This is a genomic window from Streptomyces sp. NPDC021093, from assembly GCF_044333135.1.
Lineage (GTDB): Bacteria > Actinomycetota > Actinomycetes > Streptomycetales > Streptomycetaceae > Streptomyces.
Genome location: NZ_JBIRQJ010000006.1, coordinates 242,444 through 259,854, shown reverse-complemented (window position 1 = coordinate 259,854; position 17,411 = coordinate 242,444). Strand labels below are relative to the sequence as shown.

The window sequence follows — 17,411 nt, the reverse complement described above, 5'->3', positions numbered from 1 at the left end:
CCCTACTGCCGGTAAGGGGCTGACGACCAGTGGACACAGGGAAGTGGAATGCTCAATTCAGACCTCTGTGGACAGGCAGGTCCATCTCCGTACCGAGCCCCTCGTTTGCCTCGAACGCCCCATGGGTGATCGAATGCCTTTTCGTCAAAGGGTCGCTGTCCCGACGGTTCGTCGTGTTTCGTCGCGCCCGTTCAGCAACGAATCGCACGGGGTGCGCAGATTATGATCTCCCGCTGGCTCGGCCGACGCTCGACCTCCGGAAGCCACGCCAACCCACTCGCCGGACTCTCCGTCCCGACGTCCGCGGGTGTCCTCAGCTGCCGGGTCCTCGACCCGGTCAACGAGCCCGTCCGGCAGGCCGAATTCGTCGTCACGGACGGCGCCGGACGCAAGATCGTCGGAGGCGAGACCGACCCGTACGGCTCCCTCGTCGCCACCGTGCCGGCCGGGGACTACCGGCTGGCCGTCACCGCCGAGGGCTTCACCCCGTACCGCGGAAGCGCCACCGTCACCGAGAGCGGTCACTCCGGCCTCGGCGACGTGACCCTCCAGATCGCCTCCCCGCCGCAGCTCCCGGAGCCGGGTGACTGGGAGATCGACCTCATGCACTCCCAGATCAGCTTCTCCGCGCGGCACATCGGCCTCGCCCGCATCCGCGGCCGGTTCAACAGCTTCGCGGGCGCGGTCCGCATCGGCGAGCGCATGGAGAACTCCGCCATGCACGTCATCATCGACGCCGCTTCCATCGACACCAACGTCAAGATGCGCGACGACCACCTGCGGGGCAAGGACTTCTTCGACGTCGCGAACTACCCGACGATGGAGTTCTACAGCGACCGTTTCGTGCACCGCGGCGGCAGCCGCTGGGCCGTCTCCGGCGCCCTCACCCTGCACGGCGTGAGTCGCACCGTCACGCTGGACAGCCAGTACCTCGGCATGGGCAGCGGCATCCAGGGCGAGACCCGCGCGGCCGTCCACTCCACCGCCGAACTGCACCGCGAGGACTTCACCCTCACCTGGCAGACGATGCTCGGGCACGGCATCGCGGCGGTCGGCTCGTCCATCGCCGTCGAGCTGGACATCCAGATCATCCCCAAGGCATCCGGTGCCCCGGCCTCCTGAGCAGGTCCTTTAGGAGCCCTGGGCACCTAATCCTGGAGCCTGATCCCGGGCGGCTCTCCCCAAGGGCCTCCAGCAACCCCTCTCAAGGGCCTCCAGTCACCCCGCTAAGGGGCCTCCAGCCACCCCTCGTACTCCGCGGCCAGCGCATCCAGCGCCGCGGAGTCCAGGCGCCCCTCCGGGTCCTCGACCACCACCAGCCACTGGGCGTCCTCGGCGTCGTCCTCGCCCGCCAGGGCGTCCCGTACGAGCTGGGGCTCCTCCACCGTCCCGAACCGGTCGGGCAGCTCCTGGGCCACCTCCTCGGCGGCATCCCGGTCCGGCAGCACCAACACATGTCGTACATCGCTCACGTGCACATTGTCCGGTACCCGTCCGGTGCGGACCCGGCGGGGGCGGGCGCTGTCAGTGGCCCGTGGGATGCTTGACCGCGATGGCCACCAGGAAGAATTCGACCGACGATCCGCTCGCCCCCGTCACCCTCGCCGTGGGGCAGGAGGACCTGCTGCTGGACCGCGCCGTGCGGCAGGTAGTGGCGGCGGCCCGCGCCGCCGACGCGGAAACGGATGTGCGCGACCTCACGCCCGACAAGCTGGAGCCCGGCACGCTCGCCGAGCTGACCAGCCCCTCGCTCTTCTCCGAGCGCAAGGTCGTCGTCGTGCGCAACGCACAGGACCTCTCCGCCGACACGATCAAGGACGTCAAGGCGTACCTCGGCGCCCCCGCCGAAGAGATCACCCTCGTTCTGCTGCACGCGGGCGGCGCCAAGGGCAAGGGCCTCCTCGACGCGGCCCGCAAGGCCGGTGCCCGCGAGGTCGCCTGTCCCAGGACCACCAAGCCCGCCGAGCGGCTTTCGTTCGTACGGTCCGAGTTCCGTGCCCTCGGCCGGTCCGCCACCCCCGAGGCGGGCCAGGCGCTCGTCGACTCCATCGGCAGTGACCTGCGAGAGCTGGCCAGCGCCGTCGCGCAGCTCGTCGCGGACGTCGAGGGCACCATCGACGAGGCGATCGTCGGCCGGTACTACACGGGCCGGGCCGAAGCCTCCAGCTTCACCGTCGCCGACCGTGCGGTCGAGGGCCGGGCGGCAGAGGCACTCGAAGCACTGCGCTGGTCCCTGTCGACCGGCGTCGCCCCCGTTCTGATCACCAGCGCGCTCGCCCAGGCCGTACGTGCCATCGGGAAGCTCGCCTCCGCCCCGCGCGGCGCCCGCCCCGGTGACCTGGCCCGGGACCTCGGCATGCCGCCGTGGAAGATCGACCGGGTGCGCCAGCAGATGCGCGGCTGGTCGGCGGACGGTGTCGCACTCGCCCTGCGTGCGGTCGCCGAGGCCGACGCGGGAGTCAAGGGCGGCGGGGACGACCCGGAGTACGCACTGGAGAAGGCGGTCGTCGCGGTGGCCCGCGCCGCTCGGGCCCGGTCGGCGCACTGAGCCGCCTCGGCACGCGGAGGGGCCTCGGCGCGCTGAACCGCTTCAGCAGTGGAGAGATCTCGACACGCTGAGCCGCCTCGACGCGCTGAGCTGCTTCGACGCGCTGAGCTGCTTCGACGCGCTGAGCGGCCGAAGAGCAAAGGGAAGACCGAACGGAAGGGAAAACGCCGGAACCCCGGCTCTCCGTCCTGGGGAAGGACGGAGAGCCGGGGTTCCGGTTCAAGCTTTGTCCACCGCGCCCGCGTGGCGAACGCGTTCGGTGCGCGGCGGGGGTGCCGGGTCAGGAGCGGTAGAGAGGGTCCGCTGAATCCTGGCGCCGACGATTCACTACAGGTACCTCAGAGCTGAATGCTCAGGCCTGCAGGGTGGCGACCTTGGCAGCCAGCGCCGACTTCTTGTTGGCGGCGGCGTTCTTGTGGATGACACCCTTGCTGGCGGCCTTGTCGAGCGCGCGGGAGGCGTCGCGAACGGCCAGCGTGGCCTTCTCGACGTCACCGGCGACGACGGCCTCGCGGGCCTTGCGCACGGCGGTCTTGACCGAGGACTTGACGGCCTTGTTGCGCAGGCGCGCCTTCTCGTTGGTCTTGTTCCGCTTGATCTGGGACTTGATGTTCGCCACGAAAGAGCCTTTACAGGTTCGGTTGGATCTCAATGTGTGCGCCCCGCCACCCGCAAGGGTCACGAGACACAGCTGCCCAGGCTACCAGCCGCTCCCCGACCGGCCCAAACCGGCCGCAGGCCCCCGGTCGTGGGACCATGGGAAGACTTCACAACTTCCGGACCGAGACGAGAACGACGCACGCGCGCGCCCGACGCACCTCCGCGGCGCCCACCGTGTACGTCTTCTCAAGAATCAGGACCCTGCGTGCCCGCGACTCCTCTCCACGTGCCCGAGCCGAGCCGTACCGACCCGGCACTGCTCCGCAACTTCTGCATCATCGCGCACATCGACCACGGCAAGTCGACGCTTGCCGACCGGATGCTCCAGCTGACCGGAGTGGTCGACCAGCGGCAGATGCGTGCCCAGTACCTCGACCGCATGGACATCGAGCGCGAGCGCGGCATCACGATCAAGTCCCAGGCGGTACGGCTGCCCTGGGCGCCCAGCGAGGGCGAGGACAAGGGCAGGACCCACATCCTCAACATGATCGACACCCCGGGCCACGTGGACTTCACCTACGAGGTCTCCCGCTCGCTGGCCGCCTGCGAGGGCACGGTCCTGCTGGTCGACGCGGCACAGGGCATCGAGGCGCAGACCCTCGCCAACCTCTACCTGGCGATGGAGAACGACCTCACGATCGTTCCCGTCCTCAACAAGATCGACCTGCCGGCCGCCCAGCCGGAGAAGTTCTCCGAGGAGCTGGCCAACCTCATCGGCTGCCAGCCCGAGGACGTACTGAAGGTCTCCGCCAAGACCGGCGTCGGCGTGGACGCGCTGCTCGACCGCGTCGTGCGCGACGTGCCGGCCCCGGTCGGCGTCAAGGACGCCCCCGCCCGCGCGATGATCTTCGACTCGGTCTACGACTCCTACCGCGGCGTCGTGACGTACGTACGAGTGGTCGACGGCCAGCTCAACAAGCGCGAGCGCATCAAGATGATGTCGACCGGCGCCACCCACGAACTTCTGGAGATCGGCGTCTCCTCGCCGGAGATGACTCCCTCCGACGGTCTGGGCGTCGGCGAGGTCGGCTACATCATCACCGGTGTGAAGGACGTCCGGCAGTCCAAGGTCGGTGACACCATCACCTCCCTGAACAAGGGCGCGACCGAGGCGCTGGGCGGCTACAAGGACCCGAAGCCGATGGTCTTCTCCGGGCTGTACCCGGTGGACGGCTCCGAGTACCCGGACCTCCGCGAGGCCCTCGACAAGCTCCAGCTCAACGACGCCGCGCTGGTGTACGAGCCGGAGACCTCGGCGGCGCTGGGCTTCGGCTTCCGCGTCGGCTTCCTCGGCCTGCTGCACCTCGACGTGATCCGCGAGCGCCTGGAGCGCGAGTTCGGCCTCGACCTCATCGCGACCGCGCCCAACGTGGTCTACCGCGTGGGCATGGAGGACGGCTCCGAGCACATCGTGACCAACCCGAGCGAATTCCCCGAGGGCAAGATCTCGGACGTCTTCGAGCCGGTCGTACGGGCCACGATCCTCGCCCCCAGCGAGTTCATCGGCGCGATCATGGAGCTCTGCCAGACCCGCCGCGGCACGCTGCTCGGTATGGACTACCTGTCCGAGGACCGGGTCGAGATCCGCTACACGCTGCCGCTGGCGGAGATCGTCTTCGACTTCTTCGACCAGCTGAAGTCCAAGACGCGCGGTTACGCCTCCCTGGACTACGAGCCCACCGGCGAGCAGTCCGCGGCCCTGGTCAAGGTCGACATCCTGCTGCACGGCGACAGGGTCGACGCCTTCTCCGCCGTCACGCACAAGGACGCGGCGTACGCGTACGGGGTGCGCCTCGTCGCCAAGCTGCGCGAGCTCATCCCGCGGCAGGCCTTCGAGATCCCGATCCAGGCCGCCATCGGCTCCCGGGTCATCTCCCGCGAGACGATCCGCGCCATCCGCAAGGACGTCCTCGCCAAGTGCTACGGCGGCGACATCTCCCGCAAGCGCAAGCTCCTGGAAAAGCAGAAGGAGGGCAAGAAGCGGATGAAGATGGTCGGCAGCGTCGAGGTTCCGCAGGAAGCCTTCATCGCGGTCCTCTCCAGCGACGAGTCCGGCGGTAAGACCAAGAAGTAGCCGGGCGCTCCTGAACCACCAGTCACCGGCAGCCGAGTACGGGCCCGTCGCACCGAGGTGCGGCGGGCCCGTTCCGTTGTCCGGACTCCGTGCGGCGCGTTGCGGGACTCCGTACGTCCCGCCGTCCGGACTCCGTGGGCCCCGGTCCGGAGCCCGTGCGCAGTGCCCGGGACCACCTGGCGGCCACGGTCAGGTCCGTTATGAAATGGAGGGCCCTGGGACCCTTACGGACCAGGCCCGGGCGCTCTACTCTGATCACTGATCGTTTGTTACTCGCCAGTTAAATACCAGCCAGTCGCGCAGCAATGCCGCGGGCCCGGAGGACGTCGTGAGCGACACACAGACCTTGATCGAGAACCGGCCGCCGTCCGTGGCGACCCTCTTCATTGAGCGCGTGGCTGCCACGCCGGACGGGGAGGCCTACCGGTATCCGGTGCCGCCGTCCAGTGGACAGGGACCCGACGAATGGCGCTCGCTGAGCTGGGCGCAGGCGGCCAAGCGGGTGTACGCGATCGGCGCAGGCCTCGTCGAACTCGGCGTGCGGCCCGAGGAGCGGGTCGCGCTCGCCTCGGCCACCCGGGTCGAGTGGATCCTCGCCGACCTCGGCGTGATGTGCGCCGGAGCGGCCACCACCACGATCTACCCCTCGACCAACGCCGGGGAGTCGGCGTACATCCTCTCCGACTCCGAGAGCCGCGTCCTGATCGCCGAGGACGCCGAGCAGCTCGCCAAGGCCCGTGAGAAGCGCGCCGAACTGCCGCACCTCGCCCACGTCGTGGTCGTCAACGCCGAGGACGCCGTGCCCGCCGAAGGCGACCCCGAGGGCTGGGTGCTCTCGCTCGCCGACCTGGAGGCGCGCGGAGCCGCGTACCTGGAGAAGAACCCGGACGCGGTCAAGGAGCGCGTCGCGGCGATCACCTCCGACCAGCTCGCCACGCTCATCTACACCTCCGGCACCACGGGCCGTCCCAAGGGCGTACGGCTGCCGCACGACTGCTGGTCGTACATGGCGAAGGCGACCGTCGCGACCGGACTGATCACCAAGGACGACCTCCAGTACCTGTGGCTGCCGCTGGCGCACGTCTTCGGCAAGGTGCTCACCTCCGGACAGATCGAGGTCGGGCACGTCACCGCCGTCGACGGCCGCATCGACAAGATCATCGAGCATCTGCCGGTCGTGCAGCCGACGTACATGGCCGCCGTACCGCGCATCTTCGAGAAGGTTTACAACGGCGTCGCCGCAAAGGCGCGGGCCGGTGGCGGAGCCAAGTACAAGATCTTCCAGTGGGCGGCCGGCGTCGGCCGTGAGTACGCGAAGGTGACGCAGGACAACTTCCGGCGCACCGGGCAGGCGACGGCACCGTTCGGGCTGAGCGCCAAGCACAAGGTCGCGGACGCGCTGGTCTTCTCGAAGATCCGCGAGGCGTTCGGCGGGCGGCTGCGGGCGTGCGTGTCGGGTTCGGCAGCGCTCGCCCCCGACATCGGCTACTTCTTCGCCGGAGCCGGGATCCACATCCTGGAGGGGTACGGGCTGACCGAGTCCAGCGCCGCCAGCTTCGTCAACCCCGGTGAGGCGTACCGCACCGGCACCGTCGGCAAGCCGCTCCCCGGCACCGAGGTCCGCATCGCCGAGGACGGCGAGATCCTGCTGCGCGGCCCCGGCATCATGGAGGGCTACCACGGGCTGCCGGAGAAGACCGCCGAGGTCCTGGAGTCCGACGGCTGGTTCCACACCGGCGACATCGGCGAACTGTCGGCGGACGGCTACCTCAAGATCACCGACCGTAAGAAGGACATCATCAAGACGTCCGGCGGCAAGTACATCTCGCCTGCCGAGACCGAGGGCCAGTTCAAGGCGGTCTGTCCGTACGTCTCGAACATCCTGGTGCACGGCGCCGACCGGAACTTCTGCACGGCGCTGATCTCCCTCGACGAGCCGACGATCCTCGGCTGGGCGAAGGAGCAGGGCCTCCGGGCGACGACGTATGCGGAAGTGGTCGCCGCGCCGGAGACCCAGACCCTCATAGAGGGTTACGTCAAGGAGCTCAACGAGGGACTCCAGCGCTGGCAGACCATCAAGAAGTTCCGGCTGCTGCCCCGCGACCTGGACGTCGAGAACGGTGAGCTCACGCCCAGCCTGAAGCTGAAGCGGCCGGTCGTCGAGCGGGAGTACAAGCACCTGATCGACGAGATGTACTCGGGGAGCCGGGAGGCCTGACCCCCTGGCGGCCCCTGCTCGGTGCGTCGCGGTCAGCCGTCCTGGCCGCGGCGCATTTCCGTCAGGGTCTCCTTCATCCGGACCACCTGGCCCCGCAGTTGCGACGCGTCGCCCGGGCAGTCCTCCATGACGCGCTCCTCGATCTGCGCCAACTGCTCGGCGAGCAGCCCGAACTGCTGCCGCTCCTGTTCCAGCATCCGCTCCAGCTGGCGGTTCTTGCGGTGCAGTTCGAGGAATACGTTCACCTTGGCGCGCAGCACCCACGGGTCGAACGGCTTGGTCAGGAAGTCGGCGGCCCCGGTGGCGTACCCCCGGAAGGCATAGCCGGAGTCGCCCTCGGTGCCGGTGAGGAAGATGATCGGTACGTCCTTCGTCTGGTCGAGGCGCTTGATGTTGGACGCCGTCTCGAAGCCGTCCATGCCGGGCATCCGGACGTCGAGAAGCACCAGGGCGAACTTCTGCCGCAGCAGCGCCTTCATCGCCTCCTCGCCCGAACGGGCCCGTACCAACGGTTCGTTCAGTGCGCCCAGAACTGCCTCCAGCGCGATGAGGTTGTCCTCCATGTCGTCCACGAGCAGGATGCTGGCGCGGTCGCTCTGCGGTACCTCAGTGGTCATCGTCTACTGCCTCACAGCGTCGGTGGTGGGCCGGCGGGCTCCCCGTACGGGTCGTCGGCCTGCCCCGGGAGCGCGGGGGCAGCCGGTGCCCCCGGGCAGTCCGGGACTGTGAAACCTGCCGACGCGCATCCCGGCTGTCCCGGTTCCGCCAATTGCCCCTCGGGGTCCAGGAGGGAGCAGACGACGGAGAGCAGCCGGTCGACGTCGACCGGTTTGGGTACGTACTCGTTGGCGCCCTGGGCGATGGACTTCTCCCGGTCGCCGGGCATCGCCTTCGCAGTGAGGGCGACGATCGGCAGGTCGGTCCACCTGGGCGTGTTGCGGATGGCTTCGATGGTCTCGTACCCATCCATCTCAGGCATCATGATGTCCATCAGGACGAGTTCGACATCGGAGTTGCGTTCCAGCATCTCGATGCCCTCCCGCCCGTTCTCGGCGTACAGCACGGGCATGCCCACCCGGCCCAGTACGTGGGTGAGGGCGAAGACGTTGCGGATGTCGTCGTCGACGATCAGGACGCGGCGGCCGGGCAGTACGACACCGGCGCGGCCGGACTTCCACTCCTCCAGCTTGGTGGTGGTGGGCCAGCCGTCGTCCTGCTCCGGCAGCGTCACGTGGTTGGCGGACAGGCGCTCCGGCTGGCTCGGCAGGAGCGCGCGGACGGGCGGTTGGGGGTCCGGCTGCTCCGTGTCGATGTGCCCCGGGTAGCGCACCGGAACGTACAGAGTGAAGGTCGAGCCGCGGCCCGGCTCGCTCTCCGCGATGATCCGGCCGCCCAGCAGTCCTGCGATCTCGCGGCTGATGGACAGACCGAGACCGGTGCCGCCGTACTTGCGGTTGGTGGTGCCGTCGGCCTGCTGGAACGCCTCGAAGATGACCGGGAGCTTCTCGGCGGCGATGCCGATTCCGGTGTCCGAGACGGCGAAGGCGATCACGTCGTGCGCGCTCTTGAGGAGGTGGTTCTCCGCGTCCGCGACGAGGTTGACGTGGAGTTCGACGCGGCCCGACGAGGTGAACTTGATCGCGTTGGACAGCAGGTTGCGCAGGATCTGCTGGAGGCGCTGCTCGTCGGAGAACATGTCGCGCGGTACGTCCTCGCCGACCGCCACCTCGAACGAGAGGCCCCGGTCCAGGGTGACCGGGCGGAACGTGGCGTGGACGTAGTCGAGGACCTTGATGAGCGGGAGCTTCTTGGGGCGTACGTCCATCCGGCCGGCCTCGATCTTGGACAGGTCGAGGATGTCGTTGATCAGCTGGAGCAGGTCGGAGCCCGAACGGTGGATGGTCGTCGCGAACTGCACCTCCTGGTCGGAGAGATGACCGTCCGGGTTGTCGGAGAGGAGGCGGGCCAGGATGAGGAGGGAGTTGAGCGGGGTGCGCAGCTCGTGCGACATGTTCGCCAGGAACTCGGACTTGTACTGCGACGACGTGGCGAGCAGGGCCGCCTTCTCTTCGAGTTCGGCGTTGGAGCGCTGGAGTTCGGCCTGCTGGCGCTGGAGTTCGTTGGACCGGTCCTGGAGCTGGACGGCGAGCCGCTGGGACTCGCTGAGCAGGGACTCCGTACGGGAGTTGGCGATGATGGTGTTGATGGCGACGCCGATGGTGTTCACGAACTGGTCGAAGAACGCCAGATGGACGTCGGAGAACCGGGAGAACGACGCCAGCTCGATGACGCCGAGCAACTTGTCCTCGAAGAGGATGGGGATGATGACGACGCTCGCGGGTGCCGCTTCGCCGAGACCGGAACTGATTTTGATGTAGTCCGGCGGCGCCTCCTCGACGAGGATGCGCTTCTTCTCCAGGGCGGCCTGTCGTACGAGGCCGTGTCCCGGCATGCCGTGGGTGTCGACGGTGGCGCCCTGCGCGGACCCGTACCCGGCGATGAAGGCGAGTCCGCGCTGCGGCATCGTCGCGTTGGTGGTGTGCGACGGGGTGCCGTTGGTTTCGGGGTCGGCCAGGAAGAACGCGCCGAACTGTGCGTTCACCAGGGGCGTCAGCTCGCGCAGGATGAGGTCGGCGACCTCCATCAGGTCGCGGTGGCCCTGCATCAGACCGGCGAGACGGGCCAGGTTGGACTCCAGCCAGTCCTTGGCGCGGGTCGTCTCGCGGAGGTTGGACACCATCAGGTTGATGTTGTCCTTCAGTTCGGAGACCTCGCCCCGGGTCTCCACCGTGATCGAGCGGGACATGTCGCCCTGGGCGACGGCGGACGCGACTTCCGCGATGGCGCGGACCTGGGTGGTGAGGTTCAGGGCGAGTTCGTTGACGTTGGTGGTGAGGCGCTTCCAGGTGCCGTACACGCCCTCGACGCGGGCCTGGCCGCCGAGCTGGCCCTCGGAGCCGACCTCGCGGGCGACGCGGGTGACCTCGGAGGAGAACGACGACAGTGTGTCCACCATGGTGTTGATGGTGGTCTTCAGCTCCAGGATTTCACCGCGTGCGTCGACGTCGATCTTCTTGGACAGGTCGCCGTTGGCGACGGCGGTGGCGACCTGGGCGATGTTGCGGACCTGCGAGGTGAGGTTGTCCGCCATGTAGTTGACGTTGTCGGTGAGGTCCTTCCAGACACCGCTGACGCCGAGGACCTGGGCGCGGCCGCCGAGCCGGCCGTCGGTGCCGACCTCACGGGCCACCCGGGTGACCTCGTCGGCGAAGGCGCGCAGCTGCTCCACCATCGTGTTGACGGTGTCCTTGAGCTCCAGGATCTCGCCGCGTGCGTCGACGGTGATCTTCTTGGAGAGGTCGCCGTTGGCGACGGCGGTGGTGACCTGGGCGATGTTGCGTACCTGGGACGTCAGGTTGGAGGCCATGAAGTTGACGTTGTCGGTGAGGTCCTTCCAGACTCCGGAGACGCCCCGCACCTGCGCCTGGCCGCCGAGGTTTCCCTCGGTGCCGACTTCGCGGGCGACGCGGGTGACTTCGTCGGCGAAGGCGGAGAGCTGGTCGACCATGGTGTTGATCGTCGACTTGAGTTCGAGGATCTCGCCCTTCGCCTCGACGGTGATCTTCTTGCCGAGGTCGCCCTGGGCCACGGCGGTCGAGACGAGTGCGATGTTGCGGACCTGTGAGGTGAGGTTGTCCGCCATGTAGTTGACGTTGTCGGTGAGGTCTTTCCAGACGCCGGAGACGCCGCGGACCTGGGCGCGGCCGCCGAGGTTTCCCTCGGTGCCGACTTCGCGGGCGACGCGGGTGACTTCGTCGGCGAAGGCGGAGAGCTGGTCGACCATGGTGTTGATCGTCGACTTGAGTTCGAGGATCTCGCCCTGGGCGTCGACGGTGATCTTCTGCGACAGGTCGCCGTTGGCGACGGCGGTGGTGACCTGGGCGATGTTGCGTACCTGGGACGTCAGGTTGGAGGCCATGAAGTTGACGTTGTCGGTGAGGTCCTTCCAGACGCCGCTGACGCCGCGCACCTGGGCGCGGCCGCCCAGCTGGCCGACCGTGCCGACTTCGCGGGCGACGCGGGTGACTTCGTCGGCGAAGGCGGAGAGCTGGTCGACCATGGTGTTGACGGTCAGCTTCAGTTCGAGGAGTTCGCCGGTCGCCTCGACCGTGACCGTACGGGTCAGGTCGCCGCGGGCCACCGCGGTCGTCACCGCCGCGATGTCGCGCACCTGGGCCGTCAGCCGGGACGCCATCGTGTTGACGGCCTCCGTCACGTCCCGCCAACTGCCGGACAGTCCCTGCACCTTGGCCCGGCCGCCGAGGCGTCCCTCGGTGCCGACCTCGCGCGCCACCCGGGTCACTTCCCCCGTGAAGAGGGAGAGCTGGTCGACCATCTTGTTGACCGCCCGGCCCAGCCGGCGCAGGTCGCCGTGCAGCTGCCGGTTTCCGTCGTGCAGGTCGACCCGCTGGGTGAGGTCGCCGCCGGCCACCGCGTCCAGCACGCGCGTGGCGTTGGCGGCGGGCACCACGAGGGCGTCGAGGAGGGCGTTCGTACTGTTGATGTTGGAGGCCCAGCCGCCCTGGCCCGGGCTCACCGCGAGGCGTTCGTCGAGTCTGCCGTGCCGTACGACCTCCCGGCGCACGCGGGCGAGTTCGGCGCCGTAGTGCTCCTTGCGGTGGGCGATCTGGTTGAAGACGGCGGACAGTTCGGCCGGGGTGCCCTCCTGTGTCTCCAGGAGGCGGACCCGGAAGTCCCCGTCCCGCAGTGACGTCATCGCGGCGAGGAGGGGGCGCAGCTCGGAGGTGTGCACCCAGCCCTCGCCGGGATGTGTTCCCGGGTCGTCCCCGGGGCCGGGACCGGTGCGGGACCCGATGCGGGATCCGGTGCGTGAAATGGCGCGGTCTTCGTTCATTGAGGCCCACTTCAGTGACTCGGTGCTTATGGGCAGGCTCAGTCTGTCACCCTGTGGTTGTCGTAAGCGGCGCAATGCGAGAACCGATCAGGAGCCGCACTGTGGCATCCATTCCGACGCAGCGGGCCGACGGTGCCCGTGCGAGAAGTCCGTGGGCCGGGAGGTACGAGATCCATTCCGAGGCCCGCACCAGCCTGCCCGGGAATCCGCTCGCGCCGTCCGCCGCGCGGAAGTTCCTGCGGGCCGCCGTCGCGGACTGGTCCGGTACGCCCCTGCTGCCCGACGACAAGGGCTTCGCCGGCCGGCTCGCCGACGACGCGGCCCTGGTCGTCAACGAACTCGTCACCAACGCCGTGGTGCACGCGGGCACCACCGTCGAACTCCTCTGCCGCATCGAACCGGCGGGCACCACCCGGGAGGCCGCCGCCCTCGTCATCGAAGTGTCCGACCACCACCCCTCCCGGGTCGTACGCAACGAACCGCAGCGCCGCGGGCGGAGCGACGCCCCCGAGTACGGGCGCGGCCTCCACCTCGTCGCCGGACTCGCCGAAAGCTGGGGCGTCACCTACCGCACCGGCCTCAAGACCGTCTGGGCGGCGCTCCCGCTGGACGGCTGGCAGCCCGCCGCGGCCAACGCCCCCGCGCTCACGCCCACCGCCCTCGCCTCCCACCAGGCGCTCCAGCGCGGGCTGCGGGTGGCCGAGATCCTCGCCCCGCTGCCGCGCAGGCAGGTGCGCGACGAGGACCCGGACTGGATCAACCGGGGTGCGCTGTCGTTCCTCGCCGAGGCCTCCGACCTGCTGGCCGGACAGTTCGACCAGGACATGGTGGTGGCGCTCGCCGCGCAGCTGCTGGTGCCCCGGCTCGCCGACTGGTGCGCCGTGTGGCTCGACCCCGAGGGCGGCGGCCCGGGTGCGGAACCGAGGCTCGCCCGGGTCTGGCACGCGCGCGAGGCGTGCATGGAGGAACTGCGCACCCTGCTGGAGAAGGAGCCGCCCCGGCTGCCCGAGTCCGCCCGGGGCGGCCCCGTGCCGCTGCCCTGGCCGGGCACCGGTGCGGCGTTCGGCGGGGCCGGTGCGGTGCTCGCCTGTCAGATGGTGGTGGGCGGGCGCCGGGTCGGCATCCTGATGCTCGGGAGGGCCGGAATCCTGCGCATCCCCGACGAGGTGACCGGGCTCATCGAGGACTTCGTCCGCAGGGTGGCGCTGGCCGTCGGCGCCGCCCGCAGGTACACCCAGCAGGCCACCATCTCCAGCGTCCTGCAGCGGGCCCTGCTGCCCAGCCAGGTCGCCGAGATCCCCGGCCTGACCAGCGCCCTCGTCTACCAGCCGCGGGGCGAGGGGGTGGCCGGCGGCGACTTCTACGACGTCTTCCACGCGGCCGACGGCCGCTGGTGCTTCGCCCTCGGCGACGTCCAGGGCAACGGGCCGGAGGCCGCCGTCGTCACCGGGCTCGTGCGGCCGTGGCTGCGGCTGCTCGCACGCGAGGGCTACCAGGTGTCGGAGGTCCTCGACCGGCTCAACCGGCTGCTGCTCGACGACGCGACCGAGTCCGCGGACGCGGCGGCGCGGCTGGTGGCCGCAGCGGGCGGCCAGGAGCTCCCGGACGGACCGCAGGCACGGTTCCTGTCGATGCTGTACGGGGAGCTGGAGCCGCTCCCGGAGTCCGACGGCGGCGGTGTGCGCTGCACGGTCTCCAGCGCCGGGCACCCGCTGCCGCTGGTGCTGCGGCCCGACGGGGAGGTGCGTGCGGCGGCGCAGCCGGGGGTGCTGCTCGGGGTGCTGGACGACGCGGCGTACGAGAGCGAGACGTTCGTGCTGGCACCGGGGGAGGTGCTGCTGGGCGTGACGGACGGGGTGACGGAGCGGCGCTGCGGGCGGGTGATGTTCGACGACGGCGAAGGGCTGGCGGTGGAGCTGGCGGGGTGTGCGGGGCTGTCGGCGCAGGGGGTGGCGGAGCGGATCACCAGGGCGGTGCACGGGTTCGCGGCGGACCCGCCGGACGACGATCTGGCGCTGCTGGTGCTGCGGGCGGAGTAGAGCGGGGCGGTATCGGCTTTCCGGAGGGCGGACAATGGGGGCATGCCTTCTGTACTGCCTGATGGTGAGCCCATGCCCGAGGACGGGGCGCTGCCTCTTGATGCGTTGCGGGGGGCGGGGGAGCGGCCCCTCGGGTTCTATCTGCACGTGCCGTACTGCGCGACCCGGTGCGGGTACTGCGACTTCAACACGTATACGGCGACCGAGCTGCGCGGGTCGGGCGGAGCGCTCGCCTCGCGCGACAACTACGCGGCGACGCTGGTGGAGGAAGTGCGCCTCGCGCGCAAGGTGCTGGGCGACGACCCGAGGCCCGTGCGGACCGTCTTCGTGGGGGGCGGGACGCCCACCCTGCTGCCCGCCGCCGATCTCGTACGGATGCTGGGGGCGGTCCGGGACGAGTTCGGTCTCGCGGACGACTGCGAGGTCACGACGGAGGCCAATCCCGAGTCGGTGAATCCGGCGTACCTGGCGGAGCTGCGCGAGGGTGGCTTCAACCGGGTGTCGTTCGGCATGCAGAGCGCCAGGCAGCACGTGCTGAAGATCCTGGACCGTACGCACACCCCGGGGCGCCCGGAGGCGTGCGTCGCTGAGGCGCGGGCGGCCGGGTTCGACCATGTGAACCTGGACCTGATCTACGGCACCCCGGGGGAGTCCGACGCCGACTGGCAGGCGTCCCTCGACGCGGCGATCGGGGCGGGCCCCGACCATGTGAGCGCGTACGCGCTGATCGTCGAGGAGGGCACCCAGCTGGCCCGGCGGATCCGGCGCGGCGAGGTCCCGATGACGGACGACGACGTGCACGCGGACCGCTACCTGATGACGGAGACGGCGCTCTCGAAGGCCGGTTTCTCCTGGTACGAGGTGTCCAACTGGGCGACGTCCGAGGCCGGCCGGTGCCTGCACAACGAGCTGTACTGGCGCGGCGCCGACTGGTGGGGCGCAGGTCCCGGCGCGCACAGCCACGTCGGCGGTGTGCGCTGGTGGAACGTCAAGCACCCCGGGGCCTACGCGCAGGCGCTGGGCGAGGGGCGGTCCCCCGGGGCCGGGCGTGAGGTGCTGCTCGACGAGGACCGCCGGGTCGAGCGGATCCTGCTGGAACTGCGGCTCGTCGAGGGCTGTGAGCTGTCGCTGCTGAAGCCCACGGGACTGGCCGCCGCGGAGAAGGCGGTAAGGGACGGCCTCCTGGAGGACGGTCCTTACACGGAGGGCCGCGCGGTGCTCACCCTGCGCGGCCGGCTGCTGGCGGACGCGGTGGTACGGGACCTGGTGGACTGAGCACCGGGCGGGGCGCCGCCGTGCCGCGGCGCCCGGCGCCGGTCGGCCCCGCGGCAGGGCGGGCCGGGGCACGCGTCGGTCAGCCCTGCGGCACGTCGCCGACCGTCACGTGGTCGATGAGCCGCTCCACCGCACCGAGCAGGGACGGTTGAAGGTCCTTGTACGAGCGGACCCGCGCCAGGATGTGCTGCCAGGCGGCGCCCGTGTTGTCCGGCCAGCCCAGTTCCCGGCACACGCCCGTCTTCCAGTCCTGGCCGCGCGGGATCCGCGGCCAGCCGGGAATGCCGACGGAGGACGGCTTCACGGCCTCCCACACGTCGATGTACGGGTGTCCGACGATCAGGACGTTGGCGTCCGTCACCCCGGCGGCGATGCGGGACTCCTTCGAACCGGGCACCAGGTGGTCGACCAGGACACCGAGTTTCGCGTCCGGTCCCGGGGCGAACCCGGCGACGATCGCCGGCAGGTCGTCGATGCCCTCCAGGTATTCGACGACGACGCCCTCGATGCGCAGGTCGTCGCCCCAGACGCGCTCCACCAGTTCCGCGTCGTGCCGCCCCTCCACATAGATGCGGCCCGCCCGCGCCACGCGCGCCCGCGCGTTCGTGACGGCGACCGAACCGGAAGCGGTCCGGGCGGGGCGCACAGGACCGGCCCCCGAGGACGGCCGTACCAGCGTCACCGGCGCGCCCTCGAAGAGGAAGCCGGCCACAGTCATCGGGAACACCCGGTGCTTGCCGAAGCGGTCCTCCAGGGTGACCGTCGGGCCCTCCGCCGTCTTCTCGGTACGGATCACCGCACCGCAGAAGCCGGTCGACACCTCCTCCACCACCAGGTCGTGATCGGCGGGGAGTTCGGGGGCGGGCGTCGACTTCTTCCAGGGCGGGGTGAAGTCGGGGCTGTAGCTGCGCATGCGGCTGACGCTACGACACGTGCACGAGGGGCAGCTAGGAGGCCCTGAAACGGCGTGCCAGCGCGTCGCGTTGGGCCCGTACGAACGCCGCGTCCACCGCGGCACCGTGCCCCGGCACGTACACGGCGTCCTCGCCGCCCAGAGAGAGGAGCCGGTCCAGTGCCTCGGGCCACCGCCCACCGACCGCGTCAGTGCCCGCCTGCGGCTCCCCCGACTCCTCCACCAGGTCCCCGCAGAAGACGACCTCGGGGCCGCCCTCCAGGCCCGGCACGAGGGCCACCAGGTCGTGGCCGCTGTGCGCGGGGCCCAGGTTGGCGAACAGGACGCTGCGCCCGCCGCCCAGGTCGAGGGTCCGCTCGTCGGAGACCAGGTGGTGCGGGGCGGCCAGCAGCTCCGCGGCCTCGACGGCGGCGTCCGGCGCCACTCCGTGACGTACCGCGTCGGTGGAGATCGACTCCCGTTGCGAGACGAGCAGCGTGTCCATGCCGACCGCCGCGAACACCTCGACGCCCGCGAAGACGCCCGACCCCAGCACATGGTCGAAGTGGGGATGGCTGAGCGCGAGATGCGTCACTCTGCGGCCGAGCAACGACTCGGCCTGCAGCCGGATCCCGGCGCCCTCGCGAAGCGACGACCCCGTGTCGTACAGAAGCGCTCCCTGCCCGCCCGCCACCAGGCCGATCGTCGCGTCCCAGCCCGGCAGCCGGCGCCTGCCGACACCCGGAGCGAGACGTTCCCAGCCGGCCTCTTCCCATCGCATCTCCATACC

12 protein-coding genes are annotated in these 17,411 nt (G+C 70.0%); 6 read left to right on the top strand and 6 right to left on the bottom strand.

Features of this window, described 5'->3' with window-relative positions:
- Positions 1-222 precede the first annotated feature (222 nt).
- Complete coding sequence (locus ACH4SP_RS20260) at positions 223-1,122, top strand: YceI family protein (protein ID WP_398416783.1); 900 nt, start codon at positions 223-225, stop codon at positions 1,120-1,122.
- Positions 1,123-1,226: 104 nt separating this feature from the next.
- On the opposite strand, the gene ACH4SP_RS20255 is transcribed toward ACH4SP_RS20260, so the two are convergent.
- On the bottom strand, positions 1,227-1,472 hold the full coding sequence (locus tag ACH4SP_RS20255; RefSeq protein ID WP_398416781.1) for a hypothetical protein: 246 nt from the start codon (positions 1,470-1,472) through the stop codon (positions 1,227-1,229).
- A gap of 80 nt (positions 1,473-1,552) precedes the next feature.
- On the opposite strand from ACH4SP_RS20255, the gene holA reads away from it, so the two are divergent.
- A complete protein-coding gene (gene holA, locus ACH4SP_RS20250; protein WP_398416779.1) occupies positions 1,553-2,548 on the top strand; it encodes a DNA polymerase III subunit delta in 996 nt (331 codons plus the stop codon).
- Between the two features lie 352 nt (positions 2,549-2,900).
- Here holA and rpsT read toward each other — a convergent pair whose 3' ends face one another.
- Entirely contained in the window at positions 2,901-3,167 is a 267-nt protein-coding gene (rpsT, locus tag ACH4SP_RS20245; RefSeq protein WP_185026347.1) for a 30S ribosomal protein S20, read from the bottom strand.
- Between the two features lie 246 nt (positions 3,168-3,413).
- On the opposite strand from rpsT, the gene lepA reads away from it, so the two are divergent.
- Together lepA and ACH4SP_RS20235 are read left to right on the top strand one after the other, a co-directional pair.
- Positions 3,414-5,282, top strand: a complete 1,869-nt coding sequence (gene lepA, locus ACH4SP_RS20240) for a translation elongation factor 4 (protein ID WP_398416776.1) — start codon at positions 3,414-3,416, stop codon at positions 5,280-5,282.
- 328 nt (positions 5,283-5,610) lie between these two features.
- Complete coding sequence (locus tag ACH4SP_RS20235; protein ID WP_398416774.1) at positions 5,611-7,500, top strand: AMP-dependent synthetase/ligase; 1,890 nt, start codon at positions 5,611-5,613, stop codon at positions 7,498-7,500.
- Between the two features lie 32 nt (positions 7,501-7,532).
- On the opposite strand, the gene ACH4SP_RS20230 is transcribed toward ACH4SP_RS20235, so the two are convergent.
- Together ACH4SP_RS20230 and ACH4SP_RS20225 are read right to left on the bottom strand one after the other, a co-directional pair.
- The gene (locus tag ACH4SP_RS20230) at positions 7,533-8,117 is read right to left on the bottom strand and encodes a two-component system response regulator (RefSeq protein WP_398416772.1); all 585 of its coding nucleotides are present in this window, start codon (positions 8,115-8,117) and stop codon (positions 7,533-7,535) included.
- A gap of 11 nt (positions 8,118-8,128) precedes the next feature.
- Entirely contained in the window at positions 8,129-12,277 is a 4,149-nt protein-coding gene (locus ACH4SP_RS20225; RefSeq protein WP_398417203.1) for a HAMP domain-containing protein, read from the bottom strand.
- 239 nt (positions 12,278-12,516) lie between these two features.
- Here ACH4SP_RS20225 and ACH4SP_RS20220 point away from each other — a divergent pair, with 239 nt between their 5' ends.
- Together ACH4SP_RS20220 and hemW are read left to right on the top strand one after the other, a co-directional pair.
- Positions 12,517-14,454 (top strand): SpoIIE family protein phosphatase, encoded by a 1,938-nt coding sequence (locus tag ACH4SP_RS20220; protein WP_398416770.1) that lies wholly within the window; start codon positions 12,517-12,519, stop codon positions 14,452-14,454.
- Between the two features lie 42 nt (positions 14,455-14,496).
- The gene (hemW, locus tag ACH4SP_RS20215; protein WP_398416768.1) at positions 14,497-15,729 is read left to right on the top strand and encodes a radical SAM family heme chaperone HemW; all 1,233 of its coding nucleotides are present in this window, start codon (positions 14,497-14,499) and stop codon (positions 15,727-15,729) included.
- A 79-nt stretch (positions 15,730-15,808) separates the two neighbouring features.
- Here the strand turns inward: hemW and ACH4SP_RS20210 are convergent, their stop codons facing one another.
- Positions 15,809-16,642: a DUF3097 domain-containing protein gene (locus ACH4SP_RS20210; protein WP_398416766.1), complete on the bottom strand. Its 834-nt coding sequence runs from the start codon at positions 16,640-16,642 to the stop codon at positions 15,809-15,811.
- Between the two features lie 34 nt (positions 16,643-16,676).
- On the bottom strand, positions 16,677-17,408 hold the full coding sequence (locus tag ACH4SP_RS20205; protein WP_398416764.1) for an MBL fold metallo-hydrolase: 732 nt from the start codon (positions 17,406-17,408) through the stop codon (positions 16,677-16,679).
- Between the last annotated feature and the right edge of the window lie 3 nt (positions 17,409-17,411).

Coding starts and splice junctions, on each gene's coding strand:
- hemW (WP_398416768.1), top strand. CDS start 14,497: ATGCCTTCTGTACTGCCTGATGGTGAGCCCATGCCCGAGGACGGGGCG.
- ACH4SP_RS20260 (WP_398416783.1), top strand. CDS start 223: ATGATCTCCCGCTGGCTCGGCCGACGCTCGACCTCCGGAAGCCACGCC.
- holA (WP_398416779.1), top strand. CDS start 1,553: ATGGCCACCAGGAAGAATTCGACCGACGATCCGCTCGCCCCCGTCACC.
- ACH4SP_RS20225 (WP_398417203.1), bottom strand. CDS start 12,277: ATGACGTCACTGCGGGACGGGGACTTCCGGGTCCGCCTCCTGGAGACA.
- ACH4SP_RS20230 (WP_398416772.1), bottom strand. CDS start 8,117: ATGACCACTGAGGTACCGCAGAGCGACCGCGCCAGCATCCTGCTCGTG.
- ACH4SP_RS20210 (WP_398416766.1), bottom strand. CDS start 16,642: ATGCGCAGCTACAGCCCCGACTTCACCCCGCCCTGGAAGAAGTCGACG.
- ACH4SP_RS20205 (WP_398416764.1), bottom strand. CDS start 17,408: ATGGAGATGCGATGGGAAGAGGCCGGCTGGGAACGTCTCGCTCCGGGT.